Origin of the sequence: Streptomyces sp. NBC_01198 (assembly GCF_036010485.1) — a bacterium.
Taxonomy (GTDB): Bacteria; Actinomycetota; Actinomycetes; order Streptomycetales; family Streptomycetaceae; genus Actinacidiphila.
Map to the genome: position 1 here is coordinate 6046559 of NZ_CP108568.1, position 23068 is coordinate 6069626.

22 protein-coding genes and 1 riboswitch are annotated in these 23068 nt (G+C 72.6%); of the genes, 13 read left to right on the forward strand and 9 right to left on the reverse strand.

The genetic code is table 11. From position 1 onward, the window contains the following. The first annotated feature begins 107 nt into the window (after window positions 1-107). The 6 genes from ctaE to OG702_RS26945 all read left to right on the forward strand — a co-directional run bounded on the left by ctaE (window position 108) and on the right by OG702_RS26945 (window position 7313). Window positions 108-728 carry an aa3-type cytochrome oxidase subunit III gene (gene ctaE / locus OG702_RS26920; RefSeq protein WP_327291521.1) on the forward strand — a complete coding sequence of 207 codons (621 nt, stop codon included), beginning with the start codon at window positions 108-110 and terminating at the stop codon, window positions 726-728. Between the two features lie 80 nt (window positions 729-808). After that, entirely contained in the window at window positions 809-1618 is an 810-nt protein-coding gene (qcrC, locus tag OG702_RS26925; RefSeq protein WP_327291522.1) for a cytochrome bc1 complex diheme cytochrome c subunit, read from the forward strand. A 23-nt stretch (window positions 1619-1641) separates the two neighbouring features. Next, complete coding sequence (gene qcrA / locus OG702_RS26930) at window positions 1642-2685, forward strand: cytochrome bc1 complex Rieske iron-sulfur subunit (protein ID WP_327291523.1); 1044 nt, start codon at window positions 1642-1644, stop codon at window positions 2683-2685. After that, on the forward strand, window positions 2682-4322 hold the full coding sequence (qcrB, locus tag OG702_RS26935) for a cytochrome bc1 complex cytochrome b subunit (protein WP_327291524.1): 1641 nt from the start codon (window positions 2682-2684) through the stop codon (window positions 4320-4322). The genes qcrA and qcrB overlap by 4 nt, the downstream gene beginning before the upstream one ends. Before the next feature lie 191 nt (window positions 4323-4513). Continuing rightward, the gene (gene trpD / locus OG702_RS26940; protein WP_327291525.1) at window positions 4514-5578 is read left to right on the forward strand and encodes an anthranilate phosphoribosyltransferase; all 1065 of its coding nucleotides are present in this window, start codon (window positions 4514-4516) and stop codon (window positions 5576-5578) included. Window positions 5579-5653: 75 nt separating this feature from the next. Then, window positions 5654-5770: riboswitch (SAM riboswitch) on the forward strand. Between the two features lie 169 nt (window positions 5771-5939). Then, window positions 5940-7313 carry an aminotransferase class V-fold PLP-dependent enzyme gene (locus OG702_RS26945; protein ID WP_327291526.1) on the forward strand — a complete coding sequence of 458 codons (1374 nt, stop codon included), beginning with the start codon at window positions 5940-5942 and terminating at the stop codon, window positions 7311-7313. A gap of 14 nt (window positions 7314-7327) precedes the next feature. Here OG702_RS26945 and OG702_RS26950 read toward each other — a convergent pair whose 3' ends face one another. Continuing rightward, window positions 7328-7609, reverse strand: coding sequence for an Lrp/AsnC family transcriptional regulator (locus tag OG702_RS26950; protein WP_327291527.1), 282 nt, complete (start codon window positions 7607-7609; stop codon window positions 7328-7330). Further along, window positions 7606-8385, reverse strand: a complete 780-nt coding sequence (locus tag OG702_RS26955; protein WP_327291528.1) for a rhomboid family intramembrane serine protease — start codon at window positions 8383-8385, stop codon at window positions 7606-7608. The genes OG702_RS26950 and OG702_RS26955 overlap by 4 nt, the downstream gene beginning before the upstream one ends. Before the next feature lie 117 nt (window positions 8386-8502). Here OG702_RS26955 and OG702_RS26960 point away from each other — a divergent pair, with 117 nt between their 5' ends. From OG702_RS26960 to OG702_RS26985, 6 genes are all read left to right on the forward strand, one after another. Continuing rightward, a complete protein-coding gene (locus OG702_RS26960) occupies window positions 8503-8799 on the forward strand; it encodes a hypothetical protein (protein WP_327291529.1) in 297 nt (98 codons plus the stop codon). A 93-nt stretch (window positions 8800-8892) separates the two neighbouring features. Next, a complete protein-coding gene (locus tag OG702_RS26965) occupies window positions 8893-10407 on the forward strand; it encodes an NYN domain-containing protein (protein WP_442814556.1) in 1515 nt (504 codons plus the stop codon). Between the two features lie 288 nt (window positions 10408-10695). Next, window positions 10696-11733, forward strand: a complete 1038-nt coding sequence (locus tag OG702_RS26970) for a C40 family peptidase (protein ID WP_327291530.1) — start codon at window positions 10696-10698, stop codon at window positions 11731-11733. Between the two features lie 194 nt (window positions 11734-11927). Next, complete coding sequence (locus tag OG702_RS26975) at window positions 11928-12980, forward strand: C40 family peptidase (protein ID WP_327291531.1); 1053 nt, start codon at window positions 11928-11930, stop codon at window positions 12978-12980. Between the two features lie 45 nt (window positions 12981-13025). After that, window positions 13026-14294 (forward strand): hypothetical protein, encoded by a 1269-nt coding sequence (locus tag OG702_RS26980; RefSeq protein WP_327291532.1) that lies wholly within the window; start codon window positions 13026-13028, stop codon window positions 14292-14294. Next, window positions 14291-15445 carry a M48 family metalloprotease gene (locus OG702_RS26985; RefSeq protein ID WP_327291533.1) on the forward strand — a complete coding sequence of 385 codons (1155 nt, stop codon included), beginning with the start codon at window positions 14291-14293 and terminating at the stop codon, window positions 15443-15445. The genes OG702_RS26980 and OG702_RS26985 overlap by 4 nt, the downstream gene beginning before the upstream one ends. A gap of 81 nt (window positions 15446-15526) precedes the next feature. On the opposite strand, the gene OG702_RS26990 is transcribed toward OG702_RS26985, so the two are convergent. Beyond that, the gene (locus tag OG702_RS26990) at window positions 15527-16756 is read right to left on the reverse strand and encodes a glycosyltransferase family 87 protein (protein WP_327291534.1); all 1230 of its coding nucleotides are present in this window, start codon (window positions 16754-16756) and stop codon (window positions 15527-15529) included. 94 nt (window positions 16757-16850) lie between these two features. Here OG702_RS26990 and OG702_RS26995 point away from each other — a divergent pair, with 94 nt between their 5' ends. Next, window positions 16851-17981 (forward strand): glycosyltransferase family 4 protein, encoded by a 1131-nt coding sequence (locus OG702_RS26995; protein WP_327291535.1) that lies wholly within the window; start codon window positions 16851-16853, stop codon window positions 17979-17981. 102 nt (window positions 17982-18083) lie between these two features. On the opposite strand, the gene OG702_RS27000 is transcribed toward OG702_RS26995, so the two are convergent. From OG702_RS27000 to OG702_RS27025, 6 genes are all read right to left on the reverse strand, one after another. Next, entirely contained in the window at window positions 18084-18830 is a 747-nt protein-coding gene (locus OG702_RS27000) for an endonuclease/exonuclease/phosphatase family protein (RefSeq protein WP_327291536.1), read from the reverse strand. Window positions 18831-18834: 4 nt separating this feature from the next. After that, window positions 18835-19776 (reverse strand): ROK family glucokinase, encoded by a 942-nt coding sequence (locus tag OG702_RS27005; RefSeq protein ID WP_327291537.1) that lies wholly within the window; start codon window positions 19774-19776, stop codon window positions 18835-18837. A 54-nt stretch (window positions 19777-19830) separates the two neighbouring features. Further along, entirely contained in the window at window positions 19831-20229 is a 399-nt protein-coding gene (locus OG702_RS27010; protein ID WP_327291538.1) for a DUF5304 family protein, read from the reverse strand. An 89-nt stretch (window positions 20230-20318) separates the two neighbouring features. Then, the gene (locus OG702_RS27015) at window positions 20319-21476 is read right to left on the reverse strand and encodes an ArsA family ATPase (RefSeq protein WP_327291539.1); all 1158 of its coding nucleotides are present in this window, start codon (window positions 21474-21476) and stop codon (window positions 20319-20321) included. Then, a complete protein-coding gene (locus OG702_RS27020; protein ID WP_327291540.1) occupies window positions 21476-21976 on the reverse strand; it encodes an SRPBCC family protein in 501 nt (166 codons plus the stop codon). The genes OG702_RS27015 and OG702_RS27020 overlap by 1 nt, the downstream gene beginning before the upstream one ends. A 123-nt stretch (window positions 21977-22099) precedes the next feature. Next, a complete protein-coding gene (locus OG702_RS27025; RefSeq protein ID WP_327291541.1) occupies window positions 22100-22861 on the reverse strand; it encodes a metallophosphoesterase family protein in 762 nt (253 codons plus the stop codon). Window positions 22862-23068 lie beyond the last annotated feature (207 nt).

The following is a 23068-nucleotide window of genomic DNA, read 5'->3' on the forward strand; positions in this document are numbered from 1 at the left end:
TCATCCCTCGTTCGAGGGACCCCGCCGGAGCGCGACACGGCCCCCCGAAGGGCCTTGACACACCGAAGGGGACCCCCGGAGTGAGCGCCGGATAAGCGACCGACATAATGTCGGACGTGGCGACAGCAACAGCAGTAGAAACCGGGCACGCGCACCCGTCGGTCAACCGGCCGAACCTCACCAGCGTCGGAACCATCATCTGGCTGAGTTCCGAGCTGATGTTCTTCGCGGCCCTCTTCGCGATGTACTTCACCATTCGGTCGGTCACGGGTGCCGATTTCTGGAAGGAACACGCCCATGCGCTGAACGTGCCGTTCTCCGCGACGAACACCACGATCCTGGTGCTCTCCTCCTTCACGTGCCAGATGGGCGTCTTCGCCGCCGAGCGCGGCGACGTGAAGAAGCTGCGCTCGTGGTTCATCGTGACGTTCGTGATGGGCGCGATCTTCATCGGCGGGCAGATCTTCGAGTACACGAACCTGGTCAAGAAGGACGGGATCTCACTCAGCTCCGACCCGTACGGTTCGGTGTTCTACCTGACGACCGGGTTCCACGGGCTGCATGTGACGGGTGGTCTGATCGCGTTCCTGCTGGTGCTCGGCCGTACGTACGCGGCCAAGCGGTTCACCCACCAGCAGGCCACCGCTGCCATCGTCGTGTCCTACTACTGGCACTTCGTCGACGTCGTCTGGATCGGCCTCTTCGCCACGATCTACCTGATCAAGTAGTCGGTCGCGTACCGCAGCACGGTGCCGGACAGGCACAACCCGAAGCATCGACACAAGAGATCCTGACACCGGGGTAATCCGTGAAAAAGCTCTCCGCACGACGGCGCCACCCGCTGGCGGCGCTTGTCGTCCTACTCTTCGCGCTAGCGGCCACCGGGGGGCTGTACGCCGCGCTCGCGCCGGCACCCAAGGCGCAGGCCGACGACTCGTCCCAGTCCATCGAGATCACCGAGGGCAAGAAACTGTTCTCCGTGGGCTGTGCCAGCTGCCACGGCACGCACGGCCAGGGGAGCTCGGACGGACCCAGCCTGACCGGCGTCGGCTCGGCCGCGGTGGACTTCCAGGTCGGCACCGGCCGGATGCCCGCGCAGCAGCCCGGCCCGCAGATCCAGCAGAAGAAGGTGCAGTACACCCAGAAGGACATCGACCAGCTGGCCGCGTACATCGCCTCCCTCGGCCCCGGCCCGGTGATCCCCTCGTCGGACCAGTACGACCCGGCGGGCGCGGAGCAGGGCAAGGGCGGTGAGCTGTTCCGTAGCAACTGCTCGCAGTGCCACAACTTCGTCGGCAAGGGCGGCGCCCTGACCGACGGCAAGTACGCGCCCACCCTCAAGGGCGTGGACCCCAAGCACATCTACGAGGCCATGCAGACCGGCCCGCAGAACATGCCGTCCTTCCCCGACACCACGCTGCCGTCGAAGAGCAAGGCCGACATCATCGCGTACCTGAAGGCGGTCGACTCCGCCGACAGCCCGAACCCGGGCGGCTTCACGCTCGGCACTCTGGGTCCGGTGCCCGAGGGGCTGTTCGCCTACATCTTCGGCCTCGGCGCGCTGCTCGGCATCGCTGCCTGGATCGCGGCCCGCACGACCAAAGCGAAGAAGTCATGAGCGAAACCGGATCCCACAACGACATGACAGATCCAGAGGACCACCTCCCGGCCACCCGCGGCGCCCACGGCGCCGAAGCGGCGGTCCCCGGCGACCCGTTCGCCAACCCCGGTCACCCGGAGCACGAATACCGCCGTCAGGACATCGACGAGAAGGCGGCGAAGCACTCCGAGCGGGTGGTCGCCGGCCTGTTCACGCTGTCGATGCTGGGCACCCTCTCGTTCATCGCGAGCTTCGTGATCTTCCCGGTCGACAAGTACGTCTACATCTTCCCGATCGGCCACGTCAGCGCGCTGAACTTCTCGCTCGGCATCTCGCTGGCCGTCGCGCTGATCGGCATCGGCGCCGGCGCCGTGCACTGGGCCCGCACGCTGATGTCCGACGAGGAGATGCCCGACGACCGCCACCGCGCGGACGCGGACGACGAACTGCGCGCCAACATCGAGGCGCAGTGGAAGGCGGGCGCCAAGGAGAGCGCGTTCGGCCGGCGCAAGCTGGTCCGTACGACGATGCTCGGCGCGCTCACGCTGGTCCCGCTGTCCGCGGTGGTGATCCTGCGCGACCTCGGCCCGCTGCCGGAGGACAAGCTCAGGCACACCGCCTGGGCCAAGGGCAAGGCGCTGATCAACCCCAACACCAACCGGCCGCTGCGTCCCGAGGACATCCCGGTCGGCTCGCTCACCTTCGCCCAGCCCGAGGGGCTGAACGAGGCGGACGAGGACTTCCAGGTACAGATCGCCAAGGCGGCCCTGATGGTCGTCCGGCTCAAGCCGGAGGACATCAAGGACAAGAAGGAACTCGACTGGTCGCACCAGGGCATCGTGGCCTTCTCCAAGATCTGCACGCACGTCGGCTGCCCGGTCAGCCTGTACGAGCAGCAGACACACCACGTACTCTGCCCTTGTCATCAGTCGACGTTCGACCTGTCGGACGGCGCCCGGGTGATCTTCGGTCCCGCGGGTCACCGGCTGCCGCAGCTTCGGATCAGCGTCAATGGTGAGGGCAACCTCGTTGCGATGAGCGACTTCGAGGTTCCCGTCGGTCCGGCCTTCTGGGAGCGCGGATGAGTACTTCGACAGAGACCTCGACGAGCACTCGGCGAGGCCCCAAACACCCCGGACAGCGCGTCGCCGAGTGGGCAGACTCCCGAGTCGGCCTGTACAAGCTCGGCAAGTCCAACCTGCGGAAGATCTTCCCCGACCACTGGTCGTTCATGCTGGGTGAGATCTGCCTCTACAGCTTCACGATCCTCATCCTCACGGGTGTGTATCTGACGCTGTTCTTCCACCCCAGCATGAACGAGGTCGTCTACAACGGCCCGTACGCGCCGCTGCAGGGCCAGCGGATGTCGGAAGCGTACGCGTCGACCATGCACATCAGCTTCGAGGTGCGCGGTGGTCTGCTGATCCGGCAGATCCACCACTGGTCCGCGCTGATCTTCATCGCGGGCATGATCGTCCACATGATGCGGGTGTTCTTCACCGGAGCGTTCCGCAAGCCGCGTGAGCTCAACTGGCTGTTCGGCTGGACGCTGCTGTTCATCGGCATGTTCGAGGGCTTCACCGGCTACTCGCTGCCCGACGACCTGCTGTCCGGCACCGGTGTCCGCTTCACCGAGGGCGCGGTGCTCTCCACGCCGATCGTCGGCACGTATCTGTCGATGTTCCTGTTCGGCGGCGAGTTCCCCGGCCACAACTTCGTGCCGATCTTCTACTCGGCGCACATCCTGCTGCTGCCAGGCATCATGGCGGCACTGCTGGTCACCCACCTGATCCTGGTCTTCTACCACAAGCACACCCAGTTCGCGGGTGCGGGCAAGACCGAGAAGAACGTCGTCGGCATGCCGTTCTTCCCGATCTACACCGCGAAGGCCGGCGGCTTCTTCTTCCTGGTCTTCGGTGTCATCGCGGCCATCGCGGCGATCGCCACCATCAACCCGATCTGGACCATGGGCCCGTACCGGCCGGACCAGGTGTCCACCGGCGCGCAGCCCGACTGGTACATGGGCTTCTCCGAAGGCCTGATCCGGGTGATGCCCGGCTGGGAGATCAGCGCCTGGGGCCACACCCTGGTCCTCGGCGTGTTCGTCCCGCTGATGGTCTTCCCGCTGGTGCTTGTCGCCATCGCCGTCTACCCGTTCATCGAATCGTGGGTCACCGGCGACAAGAGCGAGCACCATCTGCTGGACCGGCCGCGCAACCGCCCGGTGCGCACCGGCTTCGGTGTCGCCTGGCTGACGCTCTACTTCACGCTGCTGATCGGTGGCGGCAACGACCTGTGGGCCACGCACTTCCACCTGTCGATCGAGACGATCACCTGGTCGGTGCGGATCGGTTTCTTCGTGCTGCCGGCGCTGGCGTTCTTCGCCACCAAGCGGATCTGTCTCGGGCTGCAGCGCAAGGACCGCGACAAGGTGCTGCACGGTCGCGAGACCGGCATCATCAAGCGGCTCCCGCACGGTGAGTTCATCGAGGTGCACCAGCCCCTGGAGCAGGAGGAGCTGCACGTCCTGACCGCCCACGTGCAGCCGCAGCCGCTCGACGTCGGCCCCGAGGTCGACGAGAACGGCGTGGAGCGCAAGCTGAACCCGGTCACGAAGGTGCGGGCGCGACTGTCCCGCAACTTCTACGGCGAGCACAGCCAGATCCCGAAGCCGACAGTCGAGGAATACGACGAGATCACGAGCGGCCACGGCCACCACTGACCCGCCGTCCGGCTTGTCCCACCGGGGCCGGGTGGTCACCTCCTTGCGGAGGGGACCACCCGGCCCGGGTCTTTTCCGCTACGAGGCTGCCACTGCCCTGCCGGCCGCTCCCCGCGGAGGGGAGCCGCGGAGCCGCCGTGCGCGGATAGGGTGGGCGCGGGAAGGCCCGACGACCACCAGGAGTGTGGACCATGAGCGTTGTGAACCCGGCAGGTGGCGATACCGGGGCGCTGCGGACGTGGCCCGACGTCTTGACGCAGCTGATCGCCGGACGTGACCTGGAGGCCGACGACACCGCGTGGGCGATGGACGCCATCATGAGCGGCACCGCAACCGGCGTGCAGATCGCCGGGTTCGCGGTGGCGCTGCGGGCCAAGGGCGAGACGGTCGAGGAAGTCACCGGCATGGTGCGGGCGATGTACGCGCACGCCAACACCATCGACGTGCCGGGCCCCACCGTGGACATCGTCGGTACCGGCGGCGACCGGGCCAGAACCGTCAACATCTCCACCATGTCGGCGATAGTGGTGGCCGGCACCGGCGCGAAGGTCGTCAAGCACGGCAACCGGGCCGCGTCGTCGGCCAGCGGTGCCAGCGACGTCCTCGGGCACCTCGGGGTGAATCTGGACCTGACCCCGGAGCGGGTCGTGGAGGTCGCCGAGGAGGCGGGCATCACCTTCTGCTTCGCGGTCCGCTTCCACCCGGCGCTGCGCCATGTGGCCACCGCTCGCGCCGAGTTGGGGGTCGCCACCACCTTCAACTTCCTGGGCCCGCTGACCAACCCGGCCCGGGTGCGCGCGCAGGCCACCGGGGTCGCCGACCTGCGGATGGCGCCGATCATGGCCGGCGTGCTGGCAGAACGCGGCTCGTCCGCGCTGGTCTTCCGCGGTGACGACGGCCTGGACGAGCTGACCACCACCGCGACCTCGCAGGTGTGGGTGGTCGGCGACGGCAAGGTCGCCCAGCACACCTTCGACCCGCGCGACATCGGGATCGACCTGGTGCCGGTCGAGGCGCTGCGCGGGGGCGACCCGGCGCACAACGCGGACGTCGCCCGCAGGGTGCTGGCCGGTGCGACCGGGCCGGTACGGGACGCGGTGCTGCTCAACTCCGCCGCCGCGCTGGTGGCGCTGGCCCCGGGGGCGGGCACCCTGGAGGAGCAACTGGCCGCCGGGGTGGCCAGGGCCGCGGAGTCCCTCGACTCCGGCGCGGCCGCCGCGGTGCTCGAGCGCTGGGCGGCCGCCACCCACGCCTGAGCCGAACGAGCAGGCGCCGTCCGTACCTCGGACGGCGCCTTGCGCATCCGGCGTCCTGTGGCAGAATCCCTTGCAGGTCACGAGTGACAGCGCAAAGGCCCCGGCTCGCTGTCCGGCAACCCTCCGTCCGAGGCGGGGTGCCCCGGGTGATGACCGGGCTGCGGGCAGCGAGGCTCGCAGCAAGCCGGACTCGGGAGTTCATCATGCGCAAGCGAATGCGATAGGGCCACTGGCCCCGGTTCCGCCGTACCGCGGTGCCGTAGTGCACCGGTCCGTCTTCCCTCTGCCGCCGTCCGACCGCGACGCAGCGCCGTGCCCCGGCGCGCGGCGCTGTCGCCTGCCTTCGTGCCAGGAGCCTGCCATGACCCTTTCCTTCACCGCCTCCAGCCCGCTGACCTGCGACGTCCCGGTGCCTCCGCTGCCCGTGCTCGGCCGGGACGTGACCGTGCCGCTGGTCACCGGCGGCGAGGTCGGTTATGCCGCGCTCGACTACGCCGCCAGCGCGCCCGCGTTGCAGCGGGTGTGGGACGACGTGGCCGCGTACGCCCCCTACTACGGCAGCGTGCACCGGGGCGCCGGGTATCTGTCGCAGCTGTCCACCGAGCTCTTCGAGCAGAGCCGGGCGACGGTGGCGGACTTCCTCGGCTGCCGGCCCAACGACGAGGTCATCTTCACCCGCTCCACCACCGATTCGCTGAACCTGCTGGCCGCGGTGCTGCCGGCCGGCACGCAGGTCTTCGTCTTCGAGACCGAGCACCACGCGGCGCTGCTGCCGTGGCAGCGCGCCAAGGGCGCGCGCGTCACCTGTCTGCCCGCGCCCCGTACTCCCGAACAGGCCGTCGCCGCACTCGACGTGGCGCTGCACGGGGCGCCCAAGGGACCGAAGCTGGTGTGCGTCACCGGCGCGTCCAACGTGACCGGCGAGCTGTGGCCGGTGCGCCGGCTGGCGGCCGCCGCGCACCGGCACGGCGCCCGGATCGTGCTGGACGCCGCACAGCTCGTACCGCACCGCCCGGTGGACATCGCCGAACTCGACGTCGACTGGGTCGCCTTCTCCGGGCACAAGCTCTACGCGCCCTTCGGCGCCGGCGTGCTCGCCGGGCGGCCGGACTGGCTGCGCGACGCGGAGCCCTACCTCGCCGGCGGCGGCGCGACCCGTACGGTGGTCCGGCGGGCCGACGGCCAGGTCGAGGCCGAGTGGCAGGAGTCGGCGGCCGCCCGGCACGAGGCCGGGTCGCCCAACGTCATCGGGGCGTACGCCATCGCGTCGGCGTGCAAGGCGCTCACCGAGGCCGGGTTCGACGAGCTGGCGGCGCACGAGCGCCAATTGCTCGGGCTGCTGCGGGACGGCCTGGCGGCGATCCCCGAGGTGCGGGTGCTGTCGCTGTTCGGCGCGGACGCCGACCGTGTGGGGGTGCTGAGCTTCGTCGTCCAGGGCTGGAACAGCTCGCACCTGGCCGCGGCGCTCTCCGCGGAGCACGGCATCGGGGTGCGGGACGGCCTGTTCTGCGCGCATCCGCTGGTACGGCACCTGCTCGGCGGCGAGCCCGAGGACCTGGGGGCCTGCGGCTCCCCTGAGGACCTCTCCTTCAACGCGGTCCGGGTCAGCTTCGGCGTCGGCACCCCGCCCGAGCACATCGTGCGCTTCACCGCCGCGCTCGCCACGCTCGTCCGGGAGGGCGCCGCGTGGACCTACCACACCGAGGCCGGCCGCTGCGTCCCCTCCCCGGTCTGACCGGCGGCCCATTGCTAGGAGTCGAGGCCGATCGCGAACGCCGCCTCCAGGTCGTGCTGGGAGTACGTACGGAAGGCGACGTGCGTGTCGGTCACCTCGACGCCGGGGATCTTGCTGATCCGGCCCGGGATGATGTCCGCCAGGTCGTCATGCCGGGCCACCCGCACCAGCGCGACCAGGTCATAGGTCCCGGTCACCGAGTAGACCTCGCTGACGTGCTCGAGCGCGGCGATCGCCTCGGCGATCTCCGGGATCCGGTCCACGGTGGTCTTGATGAGCACGATCGCGGTGATCACGACTGAATGTCTCCTTGGGTCGTCCCGGCAACGACGCCCAGCTTAGACCGGGGCCGATAACAGGCCCACGCCCAGCAGAAGCCGAAGGCGAAGCCCACCACATGGGCCAGGTAGGCCACCCCGGGACCGCCCGCGGCGGTCTGCGCGGCGAACCACTGCAGGACGAACCAGAAGCCGAGCACCATCCACGCGGGGAAGCGCAGCGGGACGAAGAAGAGGAACGGGAAGAGGCTGGTGACCCGGGCCTTCGGGTAGAGGTAGAGGTACGCGCCGAGGGCGCCGGAGATCGCCCCCGACGCGCCGACCAGGCTCTGGGTGTCGTCGGCGTGCGCGAAGGCGAAGCCGTAGGTGGCCAGGAAGCCCGCCGCCAGGTAGAACAGCGCGAAGCGCACCCGGCCCATGCGGTTCTCCACGTTGTCGCCGAAGACGTAGAGGAAGAGCATGTTCCCGATCAGGTGCAGCCAGCTGCCGTGCAGGAACATCGAGGTGAAGACGGACACGACCGGCACCTTGGCCGAGGAGGCGGGGGCGTGGCACCCGGCGGGCAGGCCCAGGGCGGCCGTCGGCAGTCGGCCGTGCAGGAGCTCGCCGGGGATCACCCCCCAGCGGTCGAAGTACAGCGCCTGCTCGCACGCCAGGTGCCGCCCGGTGCCGTAGGCGGGGATGAAGCCGGACAGCGGCCCGAACAGGAAGACCGCGGTGCACACGGCGATCAGCCCGTACGTGACGACCGGCGTACGGCGGACCGGGTTCTTGTCGTACACCGGGATGACCATGGACCGATCATGACGCAGCGGTCGTAACGGACATAAGGCGCCTCGCCGCAGCGCGGCGTACCTCCGAGGCCTTAGGGTGACCGGGACAACCGCTGCCCAGAGGAAGAGGTACCTGCGATGCCGGTTCCGCTGCCGACCGCGACGACGCGGTGGCGCTGCACTCTGTGCGGGAATCTGACCCGATTCGACGTGACGCGTTCCTCACGGGTGGTGGAGTACGTCCATCTGGACCTGGGCGGCGAGCCGTCGGTCGAGGAGACCGAGGTGCTGGCCGAGACCGTGGAGTCGGTGCGCTGCCGCTGGTGCAACGCGGTGGACCGGATCGAACTGGTCGACCGCCCGGGTGCCGGTGCGGGCGGCGACGGGAACAGCAGTACGGAAAGCGCCGACGGGAGCGGTTCCGCGTCCGGCTGAGCGCCGGGCGGGGACAATGGAAGCAGCAGGGCGGCGGGCCGGAGGGATCGAAGGGGGCCGGGAGGACGCCGAGGAACCGGACGGGAGTGACTGGTGGACGGTATCGGCGGTTTTCCGCATGCCGGAGCGAGTGGTGCCGCGGCGGAGTCCGCCGGCCCCCCCGCACCGGCCGGGCCCGCCGACGACGGTGACCCCGGCGACCACGGCGACCCTCGCGATCCCGGCGGCCATGCCGAGCACGGCGAGCGCGACGACGAAGGTGACGGTGCCCCGGAGGCGGCGGGCGCCGAGCCGGCCCTCGACCGGCCGCTGCCCGAGGGTGTACGCCACCGGGTCGTCGCCTTCGCCGCGGAGGCCTTCGGCAGCTTCACCTACCAGGAGCTGCCGGTCTCGCTGCGCCCCTACGCCCGCTTCACGCCCACCCGGCGGGTGAAGTACGCGGGGACCGCGCTGGCCGCGGCCCTGGAGCACGACCCGGCCTTCCGGCAGAAGGTCGCGGCCCGACTGAGGGAGTCGCAGGCCGAGCTGGCCGGCGCGCTGGAGGGCGGCACCCCGCCGCCGGCCGCCGATCCGCTGGACGTGGCGGCCGCCGCGTATCTGCTCCGGCCCCCGGGGTGGGCCAAGCTCGTCGCGACCGCCGGCGAGGAGGCCCAACGGGCCGACGCCGAGCGGGCGGACGAGGAGGCGCTGCGCGAACTGGCGGCGCTGCGCGCCGAGGTGGAGGCGCTGCACGAGCAGGGCAGGGCGGACGCGGCCAGGGCCAGGGCCGAACTGGAGACCGTGCGCAAGGAGGGCGACGCGCTGCACCGCAAGCTGCGCAGCGCGCTGAGCGACGTCAAGCGGGCCGAGGCCGCGCAGCGCAGACTCCAGGTCGAGGTGGAGGAGTTGCGGTCCGCCGCCGCCCACGACAAGGCCGCCGCCGACAGCGAGGCGCGCCGGCTGCGTACCCGCCTGGCCGAGGCGGAGGCGGTCATCGAGACCGGCCGCAAGGCCGCCCGCGAGGGGCGCAGCATCGAGGACGTACGGCTGCGGCTGCTGCTCGACACGGTGCTCGACGCGGCCTCCGGGCTGCGCCGCGAACTCGCCCTGCCGCCACGGGACACCATGGCGGTACGCCCCGCCGACACCGTGGACGCGGTGGCGCCCGGCGCCTTCAGTGCCCGTGACATCGCCACCCGCGCGCTGTCCGAGACCGACCCCGCGCTGCTCGACCAGCTGCTCGCGCTGCCGCAGGCGCACCTGGTGGTCGACGGCTACAACGTCACCAAGACCGGTTATCCGGCGATGCCGTTGGAGAAGCAGCGGCTACGGCTGCTCGGCGGTCTCGCGGCGCTCGCCGCGCAGAGCGGCGCCGAGGTGACGTGCGTCTTCGACGGCGCCGACCTGGACATGCCGGTGCTGCTCGCGCCGCCGCGCGGGGTGCGGGTGCTGTTCAGCAAGGCCGGTGAGACCGCGGACGAGTTGATCAGGCGGCTGGTGCGGGCCGAACCGCCCGGCCGGCAGATCGTGGTGGTCTCCGCCGACCGCGAGGTCGCCGACGGGGTCGCCAAGGCCGGCGCCCGCCCGGTCGCCTCCACACTGCTGCTGCGCCGCCTCGCGCGGGTCTGACTCTTCACCGCCCGCGGGCCGTTCGGGCCGTTCGAAGCCGCCTCGGCGTTCACTAGTGCACCAGTGTGCACGCAGCGTCGAACGGTCATCACTGTACGTGCGAAGTATGTAAAGAAAACGCGAACCGGTCGAGATTTTGCCTTCAAGGATTTGAACCGATCACAGAAAGGTCACTAAGGTCAGGGCTCGAACCTCCGCGCAGTCGATCATCCAATCCGGATGGCGCGTCGGGGGCCGCCCGCCAGTCGTCAACCGGTAGGCGGCTGAAGGAAGAAGGAGCTCGCCTTCGTGGCGTCCCACCGTCGTCCCAAGCCGGCAAGCCGCACGCGCGTGACCGTGCTCACCGCGACCGCCGCAGCCGCGGTCGCGCTCTCCGCCCAGGCGGCCAACGCCGCCCCCGCGAAGCCCAGCAAGCCCACCACGGTCAAGGACGCCAAGGCCCAGGTGGACACGCTCTACTCGCAGGCGGAGCAGGCCACCGAGAAGTACAACGGGGCCAGCGAGAAGCTCAAGTCCCTCCAGACGGAGGCCGGCAGCCTGCAGGACCAGGTGGCGCGCCAGCAGGAGCACCTCAACACCCTCCGCGACAGCCTCGGTACGATCGCGGCCTCGCAGTACCGCACCGGCGGAATCGACCCGTCGCTCCAGCTCTTCCTGTCCTCCAACCCGGACAGCTACCTGGACCAGGCCACCGCGCTCGACCAGATCAGCTCGCTGCAGAGCAGCGCGCTGCAGCAACTCCAGGACGCCAAGCGGACCCTGGACCAGGAGCGCGCGGAGGCCACCTCCAAGCTCGCCGAACTGCAGGCCACCAGGACAGAGCTGGGGCAGCGCAAGACCGAGGCCAAGAACAAGCTGGCCCAGGCGCAGGCGATCCTGAACGGTCTGACCGCCGCGCAGCGCCAGCAGATATCCGACGACGCCGCCCGCGCCAACCGCTCCACCGGGCGCGTGCCGATCGGCGGCAAGCCCGCCAGCGGCCGTGCCGCCGCGGCCTACGCCGCCGCGCAGCAGGAGCTGAACAAGCCGTACGTCTACGGCGGCAACGGCCCCAAGTCCTTCGACTGCTCGGGCCTCACCTCCTACGCCTACCGCCAGGCCGGGGTCAACCTGCCCAGGACCGCGGCGGAGCAGGCGAACGCCGGCACCAGGATCTACTCCGAGTCGCAGCTCGGCGTCGGCGACCTGGTCATCTTCTACGGCGACCACCACCACGTCGGCCTCTACGCCGGCGACGGCATGGTGCTGCACGCCCCCAAGCCCGGCACCGTCGTGCGCTACGAGGCGATCAGCGACATGCCCTTCCAGTTCGGCGTCCGCATCTGACCCGGACGTCTTCAGCGGCGCTGTCCGCGCCGGGGCTGCGGCCCGCGGCGCGGGAGAATACGGCGTTCGGGTGGTGCCGGTCCTCGCGTGATGACCGGGGCAGCCACGTGACCTGCGGCTGAGCGGCGAGCGTCGCGTACGGGGCGTTTGACGTCTTTGTACTGAGGGTGTCCGGCTGGCTACTGTCGGCTGCTGTGGCATCCCATCGACGCGCACCGCAGCCGGGCCTGGCCGTCCGCACCACCCGGGTCACCGTGCTGTCCGCGGCGGCCGCGGCCACCGCGGCACTGTCCGGCGGCACCGCCCAGCTCGCCGCGGCCGACCCCACGCCCGCCGCGGGCCAGGACACCGCGACCCGGCTCGACCGGCTCTACCAGCAGGCGGAACAGGCCACCGAGAAGTACGACGCGGCCAAGGAGCACGCCGAACAGCTGCGCGCCGACCTCGCCACCCTCCAGGACCGCGCGGCCCAGGGCCAGCAGCGGGTGAACGAGCTGCGGGACGAACTCGGCGCGCTGGCCGCCGAGCAGTACCGCGACGGCGCCCTCGACCCGTCGCTGGCGCTGCTGCTGTCCGACGACCCCGAGGACTCCCTCGACCGGGCCGCCACCCTGGACCGGCTCGGCACTCGGCAGGCCGACCAGCTGCGCGAACTCCAGGACGCGGAAAGGGCGCTGAGCGGGCAGCGCAGCCAGGCCGCGGGCAAGCTCGCCGAGCTGAACCAGACCGCCGCGGATCTGCGGCAGCGCAAGACCGCGGTGCAGCGGGCGCTCGCCGCCGCCCAGCAGCTGCTGCGCGCCCTGCCCGCCATCCAGCGGGCCGGCTACACCCCCGGCACGGGCGACCACGCCGCCCGCGACCGCACTCCGCTGCCCGAACTCCCCGACCTGCCCGCCGCGTCGGGCCGCAACGCCCTCGCGGTCGCCGCCGCCCGCCAGGTGCTCGGCGCACCCTACGTATGGGGCGCCACCGGCCCGCACGCCTTCGACTGCTCGGGCCTGATGCAGTACGCCTACGGCCGGGCCGGCGTGGCGCTGCCGCGGACGTCCCAGGAGCAGATGAACGCCGGCCACCGCGTCCCCCTGGACCAGGCCCGCCCCGGCGACCTGATCATCTACCGCGGCGACGCCAGCCACGTCGCCATGTACGTCGGCGGCGGCCGCGTCATCCACGCCCCCTACCCCGGCGCCCGGGTCCGCTACGACCCGGTGGGCATGATGCCGATCACGGCCGTGACCAGACCCTGAGACCGGCCGCGCGGTCGCGGCCGCGCTGGCCGTACGATCGGCGCCATGACCGCGGTGCACCCAGGACGCCGGACGGCCGGCGCCGTGCTCGCCGTCCTCGCCCTGTTCGGGCTGCTCGCCGCGCTCACCGGCTGCGGGGGAGCGGCGCACAAGGCCGCACGGCCGGCCGCCGACCCCGCCGTGCAGCAGCTGCTGGACCGGCACGCCGCCGCGGTGCGGCAGCACGACCAGCGGGCCTTCCTGGCCGGCGTCGACCCGCGGTCCACCCGCTTCCTCGCCGCCCAGCGGCAGATGTTCGGCAACCTCGCGCAGGTGCCGCTCGCCGACTGGTCCTACCGCCTGGTCCGCACCGGCGCCTTCCCGCTGCCCCCCGAGGCCGGCGCCGGCGACGGCACCCGCAGGACCGCGGCCGAGGTCCAGCTGCGCTACCGGCTCAGCGGCTACGACGCCCAGCCGGTGGTCTCCACGTCGTATCTGACCTTCACCGAACGCTCCGGGCACTGGTACGTCGCCGCCGACGACGACGGGGAGTCCGCCGGGAAGCGCAGCGCCGTACAGCTGTGGGACCAGGGCAAGGTGACCGTGGTGCGCGGGGCGCACAGCCTGGTGCTCGGCCTCGGCGACACCGGGACGCTGCGCGGCTACGCCGACGACGCCGACCAGGCGGTGCCCCAGGTGCAGCACGCCTGGGGCCGGGCCGGCTGGCCCGGCACCGTCGTCATCGAGGCGCCGAAGACCCTCGACCAGCTCGGCGCGCTGCTCGCCGCCGACCCCGCCGGCTACCAGGACATCGCCGCGGTCACCACCGGCGAGCTGGGCGGCAGCGCCCAGGCCCCGGCCGACCGGGTGATCGTCAACCCCGCCGCCTTCGGCAAGCTCTCCGCCTTCGGGCGGCAGGTCGTCCTCACCCACGAGACCACCCATGTCGCCACCCGGCTGGCCACCACCGCGAGCACCCCGCTGTGGCTGTCCGAGGGCTTCGCCGATTGGGTCGCCTACCGCGACGCCGGCCGCACCGCCCCGGAGATCGCCCCCGAGCTGGCCCACGACGTCGACGCGGGCCACCTGCCGGCGGCGCTCCCCACCGCCGCGGACTTCCGCCCCACCTCCAGCGACCTGGCGCAGGCGTACGAGGGCGGCTGGCTGGCCTGCCGGATGGTCGCCGACCAGTGGTCGCCCGACCGGCTCACCGCCCTCTACCGCACCGCCGGCACCGGCGCGACGCTGGACTCGGTGCTGCGCTCCGGGCTGGACCTGTCGCCGGCCGGGTTCACCGCGCGCTGGCGCACCTACGTACAGCAGGAGCTGGGATGACCGAGCCGCCCCACGGCCCTGACGCCGGCCCCGACTTCACCCCCGAGCACATCGCCCGGGCCCGGGCGCTGCGGCAGGGCGTCTGGCCGGTCGCCCTGGCCGGCCGCACGGCCGGGCTCGCGCTGCTTGCGGTGCTCGGCCTGACCCCGGCCGGCGCCGGGCTGATCGCCGCCTTTGGCTCTTCGTGGCCCGCCCGGGTCGCCGGGGCGGCGGTCACCCTGGTGCTGCTGCCGCAGTTGCTCGCCCTGCCCTTCGGGGCCCGCACCCGGGTGGTACGTGCACGCTTCGGCCTGGTGACCCAGGGGTGGGGCGGCTGGGCGGCGGACGTGCTGCGCGGCCTGCTCATCTCGCTGCCGCTCGTCGGCGGCGCCCTCTTCGCCGTCTACGCGCTGGCCGGCCTCACCCGCTGGTGGTGGGCGTGGGCCGCGCTCGGGGCTGCGGCGGCCACCGTCGCGCTGTCCTGGGTGGCACCGGTGCTCTTCGAGCCGCTCTTCAACCGCTTCACGCCGATGCCGGCGGGCCCGTTGCGCGACGCCCTGCTCGCGCTGGCCGCGCGCGACGGGGTGACGGTGCGGGACGTGCTGGTCGCCGACGCGTCGCGGCGCACCACGGCGCTCAACGCGTACGTCTCCGGCTTCGGCCGGACCCGGCGGATCGTCGTCTACGACACGCTGCTCAGCACGGCCGAGCCGCGGGAGGTCGAACTCGTGGTGGCGCACGAGCTCGGGCACGTCGTGCACCGCGACGTCGCCCGCGGCACCGCGCTCGGCGCGGTCGGCTCCGCCGCGGGGGTGTGCGCGCTGGCCGCGGTCGTCAGCTGGTCCCCGCTGCTCGACCTGGCCGGCGCCGACCGCTTCGCCGACCCGCGCTCGGCATGGCTCCTCGCGGCCGTCGCGGCGCTGGGCGTGGCGCTCGCCGGGCCGGTCGGCTGCGCCATCAGCCGCCGCGTGGAGATACGGGCCGACCGGCACGCGCTGGCCCTCACGGCGGACCCGGAGCACTTCATCGCCATGCAGCGCCGGCTCACCATCTCGAACGTCGCCGAGCCCAGCCCGCCCCGGGCCCTCCACGCCCTCTTCGGCACCCACCCGACGCCTACGGCGCGCATCGCCCTGGCCCGCACATCCGCCCCGGCGCTACCGCCCGGCTGAGCGTGCCCCTCGCGGTGCGCTGCGTGTCTGCCGCGCCATCGTGGCCGGTGGGAATGCGACAAGCCACCGCGAGGGGCACCCTCATCGGCTCGCGCCAGCGGGAGCGTGGGGGGCCTTCGCCGGGAGGGGGAGGGGGCGGGTGGCGTGCCAGAGGCGGCGGCAGCCGAGGAAGGTGGCGGCGGCCAGCAGCGCGTTGCGGGCGAGGACGAGGGCGACGCCCAGGAGATCGCTGTGCACGACGTGCGGGAAGCAGACCGGGAACTCCAGCGTCGTCAGCAGCGCGGCCGGCACGAGCAGGAGCACCGGCAACCGCACCACGCTCTCCCGCGCCGCGAGGCACACCGCCCCGATGCCGATCAGCCACACCAGATACTGCGGGCTGATCACCCGGCTCGTGGTGGTGAAGAGCAGCACGGCGACGAAGCCGGCGTCGCAGGGGGTGGCCGCGGTGAAGACCCGCGCCCGCAGGCGCCAGAGCAGCAGCCAGCAGAAGGCCAGCACGCTCAGCGCCAGCGCCCCGTCGCTGACCAGGTCCACGTGCGGGCCGATGAACTCCACCGAGCCGTAGTGGAGCGCGGTGACGCCGGGCCAGCCGGCGTGCCGGGCCAGGTGGAGCACCAGGCCGCCGAGGGACTCCACCTCGGTGCCCCGGTCGCGCTGGAAGGTCAGGAAGGAGAAGGCCCCCGGCATGGTCGCGGCGAAGAGCACGCAGCCGCCCACCGCGGTGCCGGCGGCCGCGAGCCAGGCGCGGTGGGTGCCGCGCCCCGGCGGCGTGCCGGTCAGCAGCAGCAGCGGCCACACCTTGATGAGCCCGCCGGCCGCGGCGAGCAACCCGCCGAGGGCCGGCCGCCGGCGCAGCGCCAGCAGCGCGACGACACCGACCGCGGTGGCCATGATGTCGTAGCGGGCGTAGACGATCGGCCCGAGCAGCAGGACGCCGAGGACCCACACCCACACCCCGTCGAGCCGCCAGGACCGCCGCGAGGCGTCGCGCAGCAGCGCGGCGAGGACGGCGGCGTCGGCGAGGAAGGCCAGCCAGAAGAAGGCGGCGGGATAGCGGAGGAAGGGCAGCGCGCCGGGCGCGACCAGCACCGCCGCCGCGCCCGGCGGATACTGCCAGGTCACGTCGTGCGCGGGGAAGGCGCCGTGCCGCAGCGTCGGGTACCAGCGCTGGTAGACCGAGGTCACGTCGTAGACGACGGACTGGCCGGGGAAGTCGACCAGCTGGAAGACGAGGACCAGCAGCAGCGCGCGGCTGAGCGCCCACACGACCACCACCGGCACCGGACCGCTCATCTGCCGATATCTCACGTCTTGCATCTTGCGGCCCGCGGCGGGCGGAGGCCGGGAGGGACGCGCAGGGACGCGCGCCGCGTCCCTCGGCTCCGGAGTAACCTCGGCGGCGATGGAAAAGACCTTGATCGTCACCAATGACTTCCCGCCGCGCCAGGGCGGTATCCAGTCCTTCGTGCACAACATGGCACTGCGGCTGGAGCCGGACCAGGTCGTCGTCTACGCCTCGACGTGGAAGGACGGCACCGAGGTGGCGCGGTTCGACGCCGAGCAGCCCTTCACGGTGGTCAGGGACCGGACGAAGATGCTGCTGCCGACGCCGAGGGTGACGCGGACGGCGGTCGGGCTGCTGCGCAGGCACGGCTGCTCGTCGGTGTGGTTCGGGGCGGCGGCGCCGCTGGGCCTGATGGCGCCCGCCTTGCGCAGGGCGGGCGCGCTGCGGCTGGTCGGCACCACGCACGGCCACGAGGCGGCCTGGGCGCAGCTGCCCGCGGGCCGTCAACTGCTGCGCAGGATCGGCGAGGGCACCGACACCCTCACTTATCTGGGTGACTACACCCGGTCCCGGATCGCCGCCGCGCTGACCGAGCGGGCGGCCGAGCGGATGGTCGGGCTGCCGCCGGGCGTCGACGAGAAGACCTTCCACCCGGGTTCGGGCGGCGCGGTCGTCCGGGCCAGGCTGGGCCTCGCGGACCGCCCGGTCGTGGTGTGCGTGTCGCGGCTGGTGCCGCGCAAGGGCCAGGACACGCTGATCCTGGCGATGCCGCGGATCCTGCGCGAGAAGCCCGACACGGCGCTGCTGATCGTCGGCGGCGGCCCGTACCGCAGCGAGCTCGAGGCGCTCGCGGAGCGCACCGGCGTCGCGGGCGCGGTCCGCTTCACCGGCCCGGTCCCCGAGGGTGAACTGCCCGCCCACTTCGGCGCCGGCGACGTCTTCGCGATGCCGTGCAGGACCCGCCGCGGCGGTCTGGACGTCGAGGGCCTCGGCATCGTCTACCTGGAGGCGTCGGCCACCGGGCTGCCGGTGGTCGCGGGCGACTCGGGCGGCGCCCCGGACGCGGTCCTGGACGGCGAGACCGGCTGGGTCGTCCGCGGCGGCTCGCCCGAGCAGGCCGCCGAACGCATCCTGACGCTGCTGCGGGACGCCGACCTGCGCCGCAGGATGGGCGAGCGGGGGCGGGCCTGGGTGGAGGAGTCCTGGCGCTGGGACCTGCTGGCCCAGCGGCTGCGCGACCTGCTCTGAGCCGTCCGTGGCGGCTCTGAGCCACCGTGCCACCCCGTGGCTCAGGCCCTCGGGACCCGCCGTTGTGAGCCACCGGGTGGCGATACGCCGCCGCTCGGCCGCTCAGCCTTTCGGGACCCGCAGCGCGGCCAGCACCGGCAGGTGGTCGGTGGCCGCGTGCAGGTCGGCGTGGGTGACGCCGGGGACCGAGTGCGGCACCCCGCAGCCCAGCACCTGCACCGGCCCGGTCGCGAAGACCGCGTCGATCCGCTGGAAGGGTGCGCGCACGTTGGTGACCTCGCCGCCCCAGGGCGCCACGGCGAAGGCGTCCTGGAGGTGCGCGGCGATCCGGCCGAAGCCGGGGCGTTCCGGCGGCTCGTTGAAGTCGCCGCCGACCACCACGTTCGGCACGCCCATCGCGGCCACCCGGTCCAGCAGCAGCCCGGCCTGGTCGTAGCGTTCGGCCGGGCTGAGGCTGAGATGGGTGCTGATCACGCCGAGCCGGGCGCCGCCGATCCGCAGCACGGCGGTGGCGAACCCGCGCTGGTGCAGCGGCGGATGGTGCGGCAGCAGGACGTCCTCGGTGCGTTCGACCCGTGCACGCAGGCCGGACAGCACCATCGGTCCCGCCGCGGTGGCGCCGCCGGTCACGTGGACCAGACCGGTGGCACGGGCCAGGCGGGCCGCGGCCTTACGCCATCGGAAGAACCGCGGCGCCTCCTGGATCAGGACGACGTCGGGAGCGCAGGCCCGGATCACCCGGGCCAGCGCCGCCGTGTCGTCCCGCATCGAGCGGATGTTGTAGCTGAGCACGCGGACGACCGCCGAGGCCGGCTCGGTGGCTGAACCCGGCAGGTCCTCCACGGTCATCGGCTCAGCCCTGTCGCGCCAGGTCGGCGGCTCCGACCAGTCCCGCCTTGCCGCCGAGCTGGGCGGCGAGCACCTGGGCGTGCGGACGCCACTCCCCGCCGATCAGCCAGCGCCGGAAGGACTTGCGGATCGGGTCGAGGACCAGTTCGCCCTCGTCCGACACGCCGCCGCCGACGATGAAGGCGGACGGGTCGAAGAGCGACGCCAGGTCGGCGAGCCCCGCACCGGCCCAGCGGGCCAGCTCGCGGAAGGAGTCGATGGCGACCGGGTCGCCCTGCCGGGCGGCGGCGCTGATGTGCCGGCCCTCGATTCCGTCCACGGTCCCGTCGCCCAGCGCGAGCAGGGCCTCGGCGTTCTCCGGGGTGGCGTTGGCCCGCTGCTTGGCGTAGCGGACCAGGGCGCGGCCGGAGGCGTACTGCTCCCAGCAGCCCTGGCTGCCGCAGCCGCAGAGCAGCCCGTCCGGCACCACCCGGATGTGGCCGAACTCGGCCGCGACGCCGAACCGGCCGCGGCGCAGCTTGTTGCCGATGATGATGCCCCCGCCGAGTCCGGTGCCGAGCGTGATGCAGATCACATCGGAGTGACCCTGCCCGGCGCCGAAGCGGTACTCGCCCCAGGCCGCCGCGTTCGCGTCGTTCTCCACGACGACCGGGAGACCGACGCGCTGTTCGACCTTGTCCTTGAGTGCCTCGTGCCGCCAGTTGATGTTGGGCGCGAACAGCACGGTGGCACGCTTGTCGTCGACGTAGCCGGCGGCGCCGATGCCGACGGCTTCTATCGTGTGACCGGCGCTGACCTGGCGCACCGCCTCCACGATCGCGTCCACGACGCCTTCGGGAGTCGGCGGCGTCGGCACCTTGACGGTCTCAAGAATCGAGCCTTCCTCGTCGACCACTCCGGCCGCGATTTTGGTGCCGCCGATGTCGACGCCGATGGTGAGTCCCATGTGTCCCTCAGTTTTCGGTCGATCCCCGCTAAGAGAACCGTACCGGAGAGGGGGTCAGTCGAGGTCGATGTGTTCAGCCGTTGAACGCGAGGAGCCGTCGGCCGAGGTCCAGCGGGATTCCGCTCCGGCCACTGCGGACCGGTATGCGGCCAGCAGTTCGGCCCCGGCGGCCGTCAGGTGGTCGAAGACGTCGGGGTTCCGCTCCTTGATGGGTTCGACAACAGAACGCAGCTGCGACAGGGCGCCCTGCGCGGCGAGCTGCACCGTGGGGTTGCGCAGCGCCGCCAGCCGGTCACCGACCGCGTCGCCCACCGCCTCGGCGAAGCGCCGCAGTTCCTCCGCGGCGCTGCCCTGACCCGCCTGCTCGCGCCGCCTGGCGTGCTCTGCGGCGATGTCCTCGGCGCTGGCCTTCGCCCACGCGTCGGCCTCGGGACGGTCGGTGGCTTCGCTCATGATCGGCTCCAAACGGCACGCTGCGGTCGGCTGCGTCGGCGTCAGCCCTCCCCGACGACGGTACCCGAACGGCGGCCGGCAGCGGCCGGTCAGCGCGGCCAGAGACCGGGATCGGGTGTGAAACGCACCCGCAGCGCGCCGTCACGCAGCGCCGCCCCGTCCACCGTGCAGCGCCGCAGCGCCGACGGCAGGGGCAGGATCCGCCGGAAACCCCCGGCGTCCACGACGAGTTCGTCGCCGCGCCTGACCAGGTCGAGACCGTCCTTGGTCGCCCCGGGCAGCGGCAGCGACCACACGAAGTGGCCCTCGTCGCCGAGCCGGTCCTCCACGGTCCAGGGGTCGCCGCCGATGGCCGGCACGGCGTCGTACGGCACCGCGAGCGACTCCTCGGGCCCCTGCGGTTCCCGCCCCAGGTGCGGCAGTTCGTACAGCGGCGTGCCGTCCGCGGCGCAGGTCTGTGCCAGCGCCTTGAGGTGGTCCTGCTGGATGCCGGACAGCGCGGCGAGGAAGGGGTCGGCGGTCCCCGACGGCAGCAGCCGGTTGGCGACGACGGCCGCGGGGCCGAGCCCCTGCAGCGCCAGGCCGGTCCTGGCGGTGCGCAGGACGCCGGCCGCGTGGGCGCCGGGCTCCAGCACGACCGCCACCGACGTGCCGGGGTCCTCGATCACCGCCTGCACGGAGGCCAGTTCGCGGTCCGCGCGGGCCGCCGCCTCGTACGCCCACTCGGTGGGCATCGGCACCCCGGCCAGCTGGGCGAGTACCGGTCGCAGGGCGCGGGCCGCCTGCCGGTCGGACGGCAGCAACCTGGCCAGGTAGCGGCGCAGTTGCTCGGGCAGCGCCAGCAGCGCCACCGCCTCGCGTACCGGCGGCAGGTCGACGACGGCCAGCTCCCACGTCCCGTCGTGGGCCGCGCGCACCGCCCGCAGCAGCGCCAGTGCCTCCGCGCCGGGCAGCGGGGTCAGCTCCTCCGGGTCGAGCGGGGCCGCACCGAGCAGCGTGAGCAGCGTGCCGCCGCGGCTCTGCAGGTCGAGCAGCGCGTCCTCGAAGGCGGCCCCGGGGTCGACGGAGGCGACACCGAGCCCGGGGACGGCGCCGGCCAGCGCGGCGGCGGCGTCCCGGTCGTAGGTCAGCAGCAGCGTGCGGGTGCCGGCCCGGGCCGCCGCGGCGGCCGTCGCGGCGGCGACGGTGGTGCGGCCGGCGCCGCCGGCGCCGGTGATCAGCAAAGTGCGCGCCGATGCCGCCGGCATCAGCCCGTGGTCTCGGCGTCGGCCTCGGCGACGGCGTCGTCCGCGGTGCCGGCGGCGGCGCCTGCGGCCTCGACCCGCTTCTTCAACCCGGCCAGTGCCCGGTCGATGATGACCTTCTCGGCCTTGCGCTTGATCATGCCCAGCATCGGGATCTTGACGTCCACGGTGAGCTGGTAGGTGACCTCGGTACGCCGCCCGCCGTCCAGCGGCGCGAGCGCGTAGGAGCCGTCGAGGGTGCGCAGCATCTGCGACCTGACCAGCGACCAGCGCACCTCGTCCGCGCTGATCCAGGTGTACGCCAGGGTGTGGTCGTCCTTGATCGCGCCGGCGTCGAGCAGCAGCCGCACCTGGCGGGCCCGCCCCTCGTCGTCGCGGGAGAGCACCTCGGCCTCCTTGACCTCGCCGGTCCACTCCGGGTAGCGGTCGAAGTCGGCGATGACGCCCATGACGGCGGTCGGGGCCGCCTCGATGGTGATGCTCGACCGTGTGTGTTCCGCCATCGCCGTGGCCCTCCGGACTACTGGTGCAGGATGCTGCGTGGAGCGTGCTGGGGAGTCTGCTGAGAGGCTATCGCGCCCAGGTCGTGAGGCTGCCATCACAGCGGCCGCGGTTCGCGGGGCGGGTCACCACTCCATGACCCACGGGGTGCGGGTGTGGTTGAAGTGGCCGACGTTGACGCACTCGGTGCGGCCGATCCGGGTGCGGGCGACGAGCGGCTGGTGGACGTGCCCGAAGAGCGCGTACTTCGGCTGCACGCTGCGGACCGCGTCGAGCAGCGCCTGGCTGCCGCGCTCGAAGCGCCGGGCGGTGGTGTCGTAGCAGAGCTCGGGAATGGCCGGCGGGATGTGCGAGCACAGCACGTCGACCGGGCCCAGGGCGGCGACCTTGGCGGCGTAGTCCTCGTCGCTGACCTCGTAGGGGGTGCGCATCGCGGTGTGCAGGCCGCCGCCGACGAAGCCGAAGACCCGGCCGCCGATCTCCGCGGTGGCGCCGTCGAGCACGGTGGTGCCGGGGCCCGCGTACTCGTGCCAGAGGTCCGGCACGTCGACGTTGCCGTAGGTGGCGTAGGTCGGCGTCGGGAAGGCGGCGAAGAGCTCGGTGTACTGCTTGCGCACCGCCGCCTCGATGGCGCCGCGCCGGTCGACACCCGACCACAGCTGCGCGTTGAGCCTGCGGGCGTCCTCGAAGCGGCGGGCGGTGCGCAGCTCGACCATCCGGTCGGCGTTCTCCACGCCGAACAGGTCGGGGAAGATGCCCCGGGAGTGGTCGGCGTAGTCCAGGAAGAGCACCAGGTCGCCCAGGCAGACCAGCGCGTCGGCGCCCCGGCCGGCCCGCGCCAGCGCCTCGGCCGCACCATGGACATCGCTCACCACATGCACCCGCATGCGGCCACTTTATAGCGCCGGGGACGGTCGGTTCCGCTCGCGGGTCACCTGCGGATCGGGCGCCGTCTGGTCTAGTCTTCCGGGCATGGATGCCCCCGCTCCGGCCGGCGTGTGATGCAGGGAACATCTTGTCGTGCCCCCCTGTCGCCGGAGCCCTACCGATGGGTAACGTCCAGCCCGTCCATCGTCCCTCCGGGTGCGCCGCGG

Bases quoted from the DNA above. Each gene is read 5' to 3' on its own strand.
- OG702_RS27005 (WP_327291537.1), bottom strand. From the start codon at position 19,776: ATGGGACTCACCATCGGCGTCGACATCGGCGGCACCAAAATCGCGGCC.
- OG702_RS26955 (WP_327291528.1), bottom strand. From the start codon at position 8,385: ATGGTCATCCCGGTGTACGACAAGAACCCGGTCCGCCGTACGCCGGTC.
- OG702_RS26945 (WP_327291526.1), top strand. From the start codon at position 5,940: ATGACCCTTTCCTTCACCGCCTCCAGCCCGCTGACCTGCGACGTCCCG.
- OG702_RS27010 (WP_327291538.1), bottom strand. From the start codon at position 20,229: ATGAGCGAAGCCACCGACCGTCCCGAGGCCGACGCGTGGGCGAAGGCC.
- qcrA (WP_327291523.1), top strand. From the start codon at position 1,642: ATGACAGATCCAGAGGACCACCTCCCGGCCACCCGCGGCGCCCACGGC.
- OG702_RS26985 (WP_327291533.1), top strand. From the start codon at position 14,291: ATGACCGAGCCGCCCCACGGCCCTGACGCCGGCCCCGACTTCACCCCC.
- OG702_RS27025 (WP_327291541.1), bottom strand. From the start codon at position 22,861: ATGCGGGTGCATGTGGTGAGCGATGTCCATGGTGCGGCCGAGGCGCTG.
- OG702_RS27015 (WP_327291539.1), bottom strand. From the start codon at position 21,476: ATGCCGGCGGCATCGGCGCGCACTTTGCTGATCACCGGCGCCGGCGGC.
- OG702_RS27000 (WP_327291536.1), bottom strand. From the start codon at position 18,830: ATGACCGTGGAGGACCTGCCGGGTTCAGCCACCGAGCCGGCCTCGGCG.
- qcrB (WP_327291524.1), top strand. From the start codon at position 2,682: ATGAGTACTTCGACAGAGACCTCGACGAGCACTCGGCGAGGCCCCAAA.
- OG702_RS26995 (WP_327291535.1), top strand. From the start codon at position 16,851: ATGGAAAAGACCTTGATCGTCACCAATGACTTCCCGCCGCGCCAGGGC.
- trpD (WP_327291525.1), top strand. From the start codon at position 4,514: ATGAGCGTTGTGAACCCGGCAGGTGGCGATACCGGGGCGCTGCGGACG.
- OG702_RS27020 (WP_327291540.1), bottom strand. From the start codon at position 21,976: ATGGCGGAACACACACGGTCGAGCATCACCATCGAGGCGGCCCCGACC.
- OG702_RS26960 (WP_327291529.1), top strand. From the start codon at position 8,503: ATGCCGGTTCCGCTGCCGACCGCGACGACGCGGTGGCGCTGCACTCTG.
- ctaE (WP_327291521.1), top strand. From the start codon at position 108: ATGTCGGACGTGGCGACAGCAACAGCAGTAGAAACCGGGCACGCGCAC.
- OG702_RS26980 (WP_327291532.1), top strand. From the start codon at position 13,026: ATGACCGCGGTGCACCCAGGACGCCGGACGGCCGGCGCCGTGCTCGCC.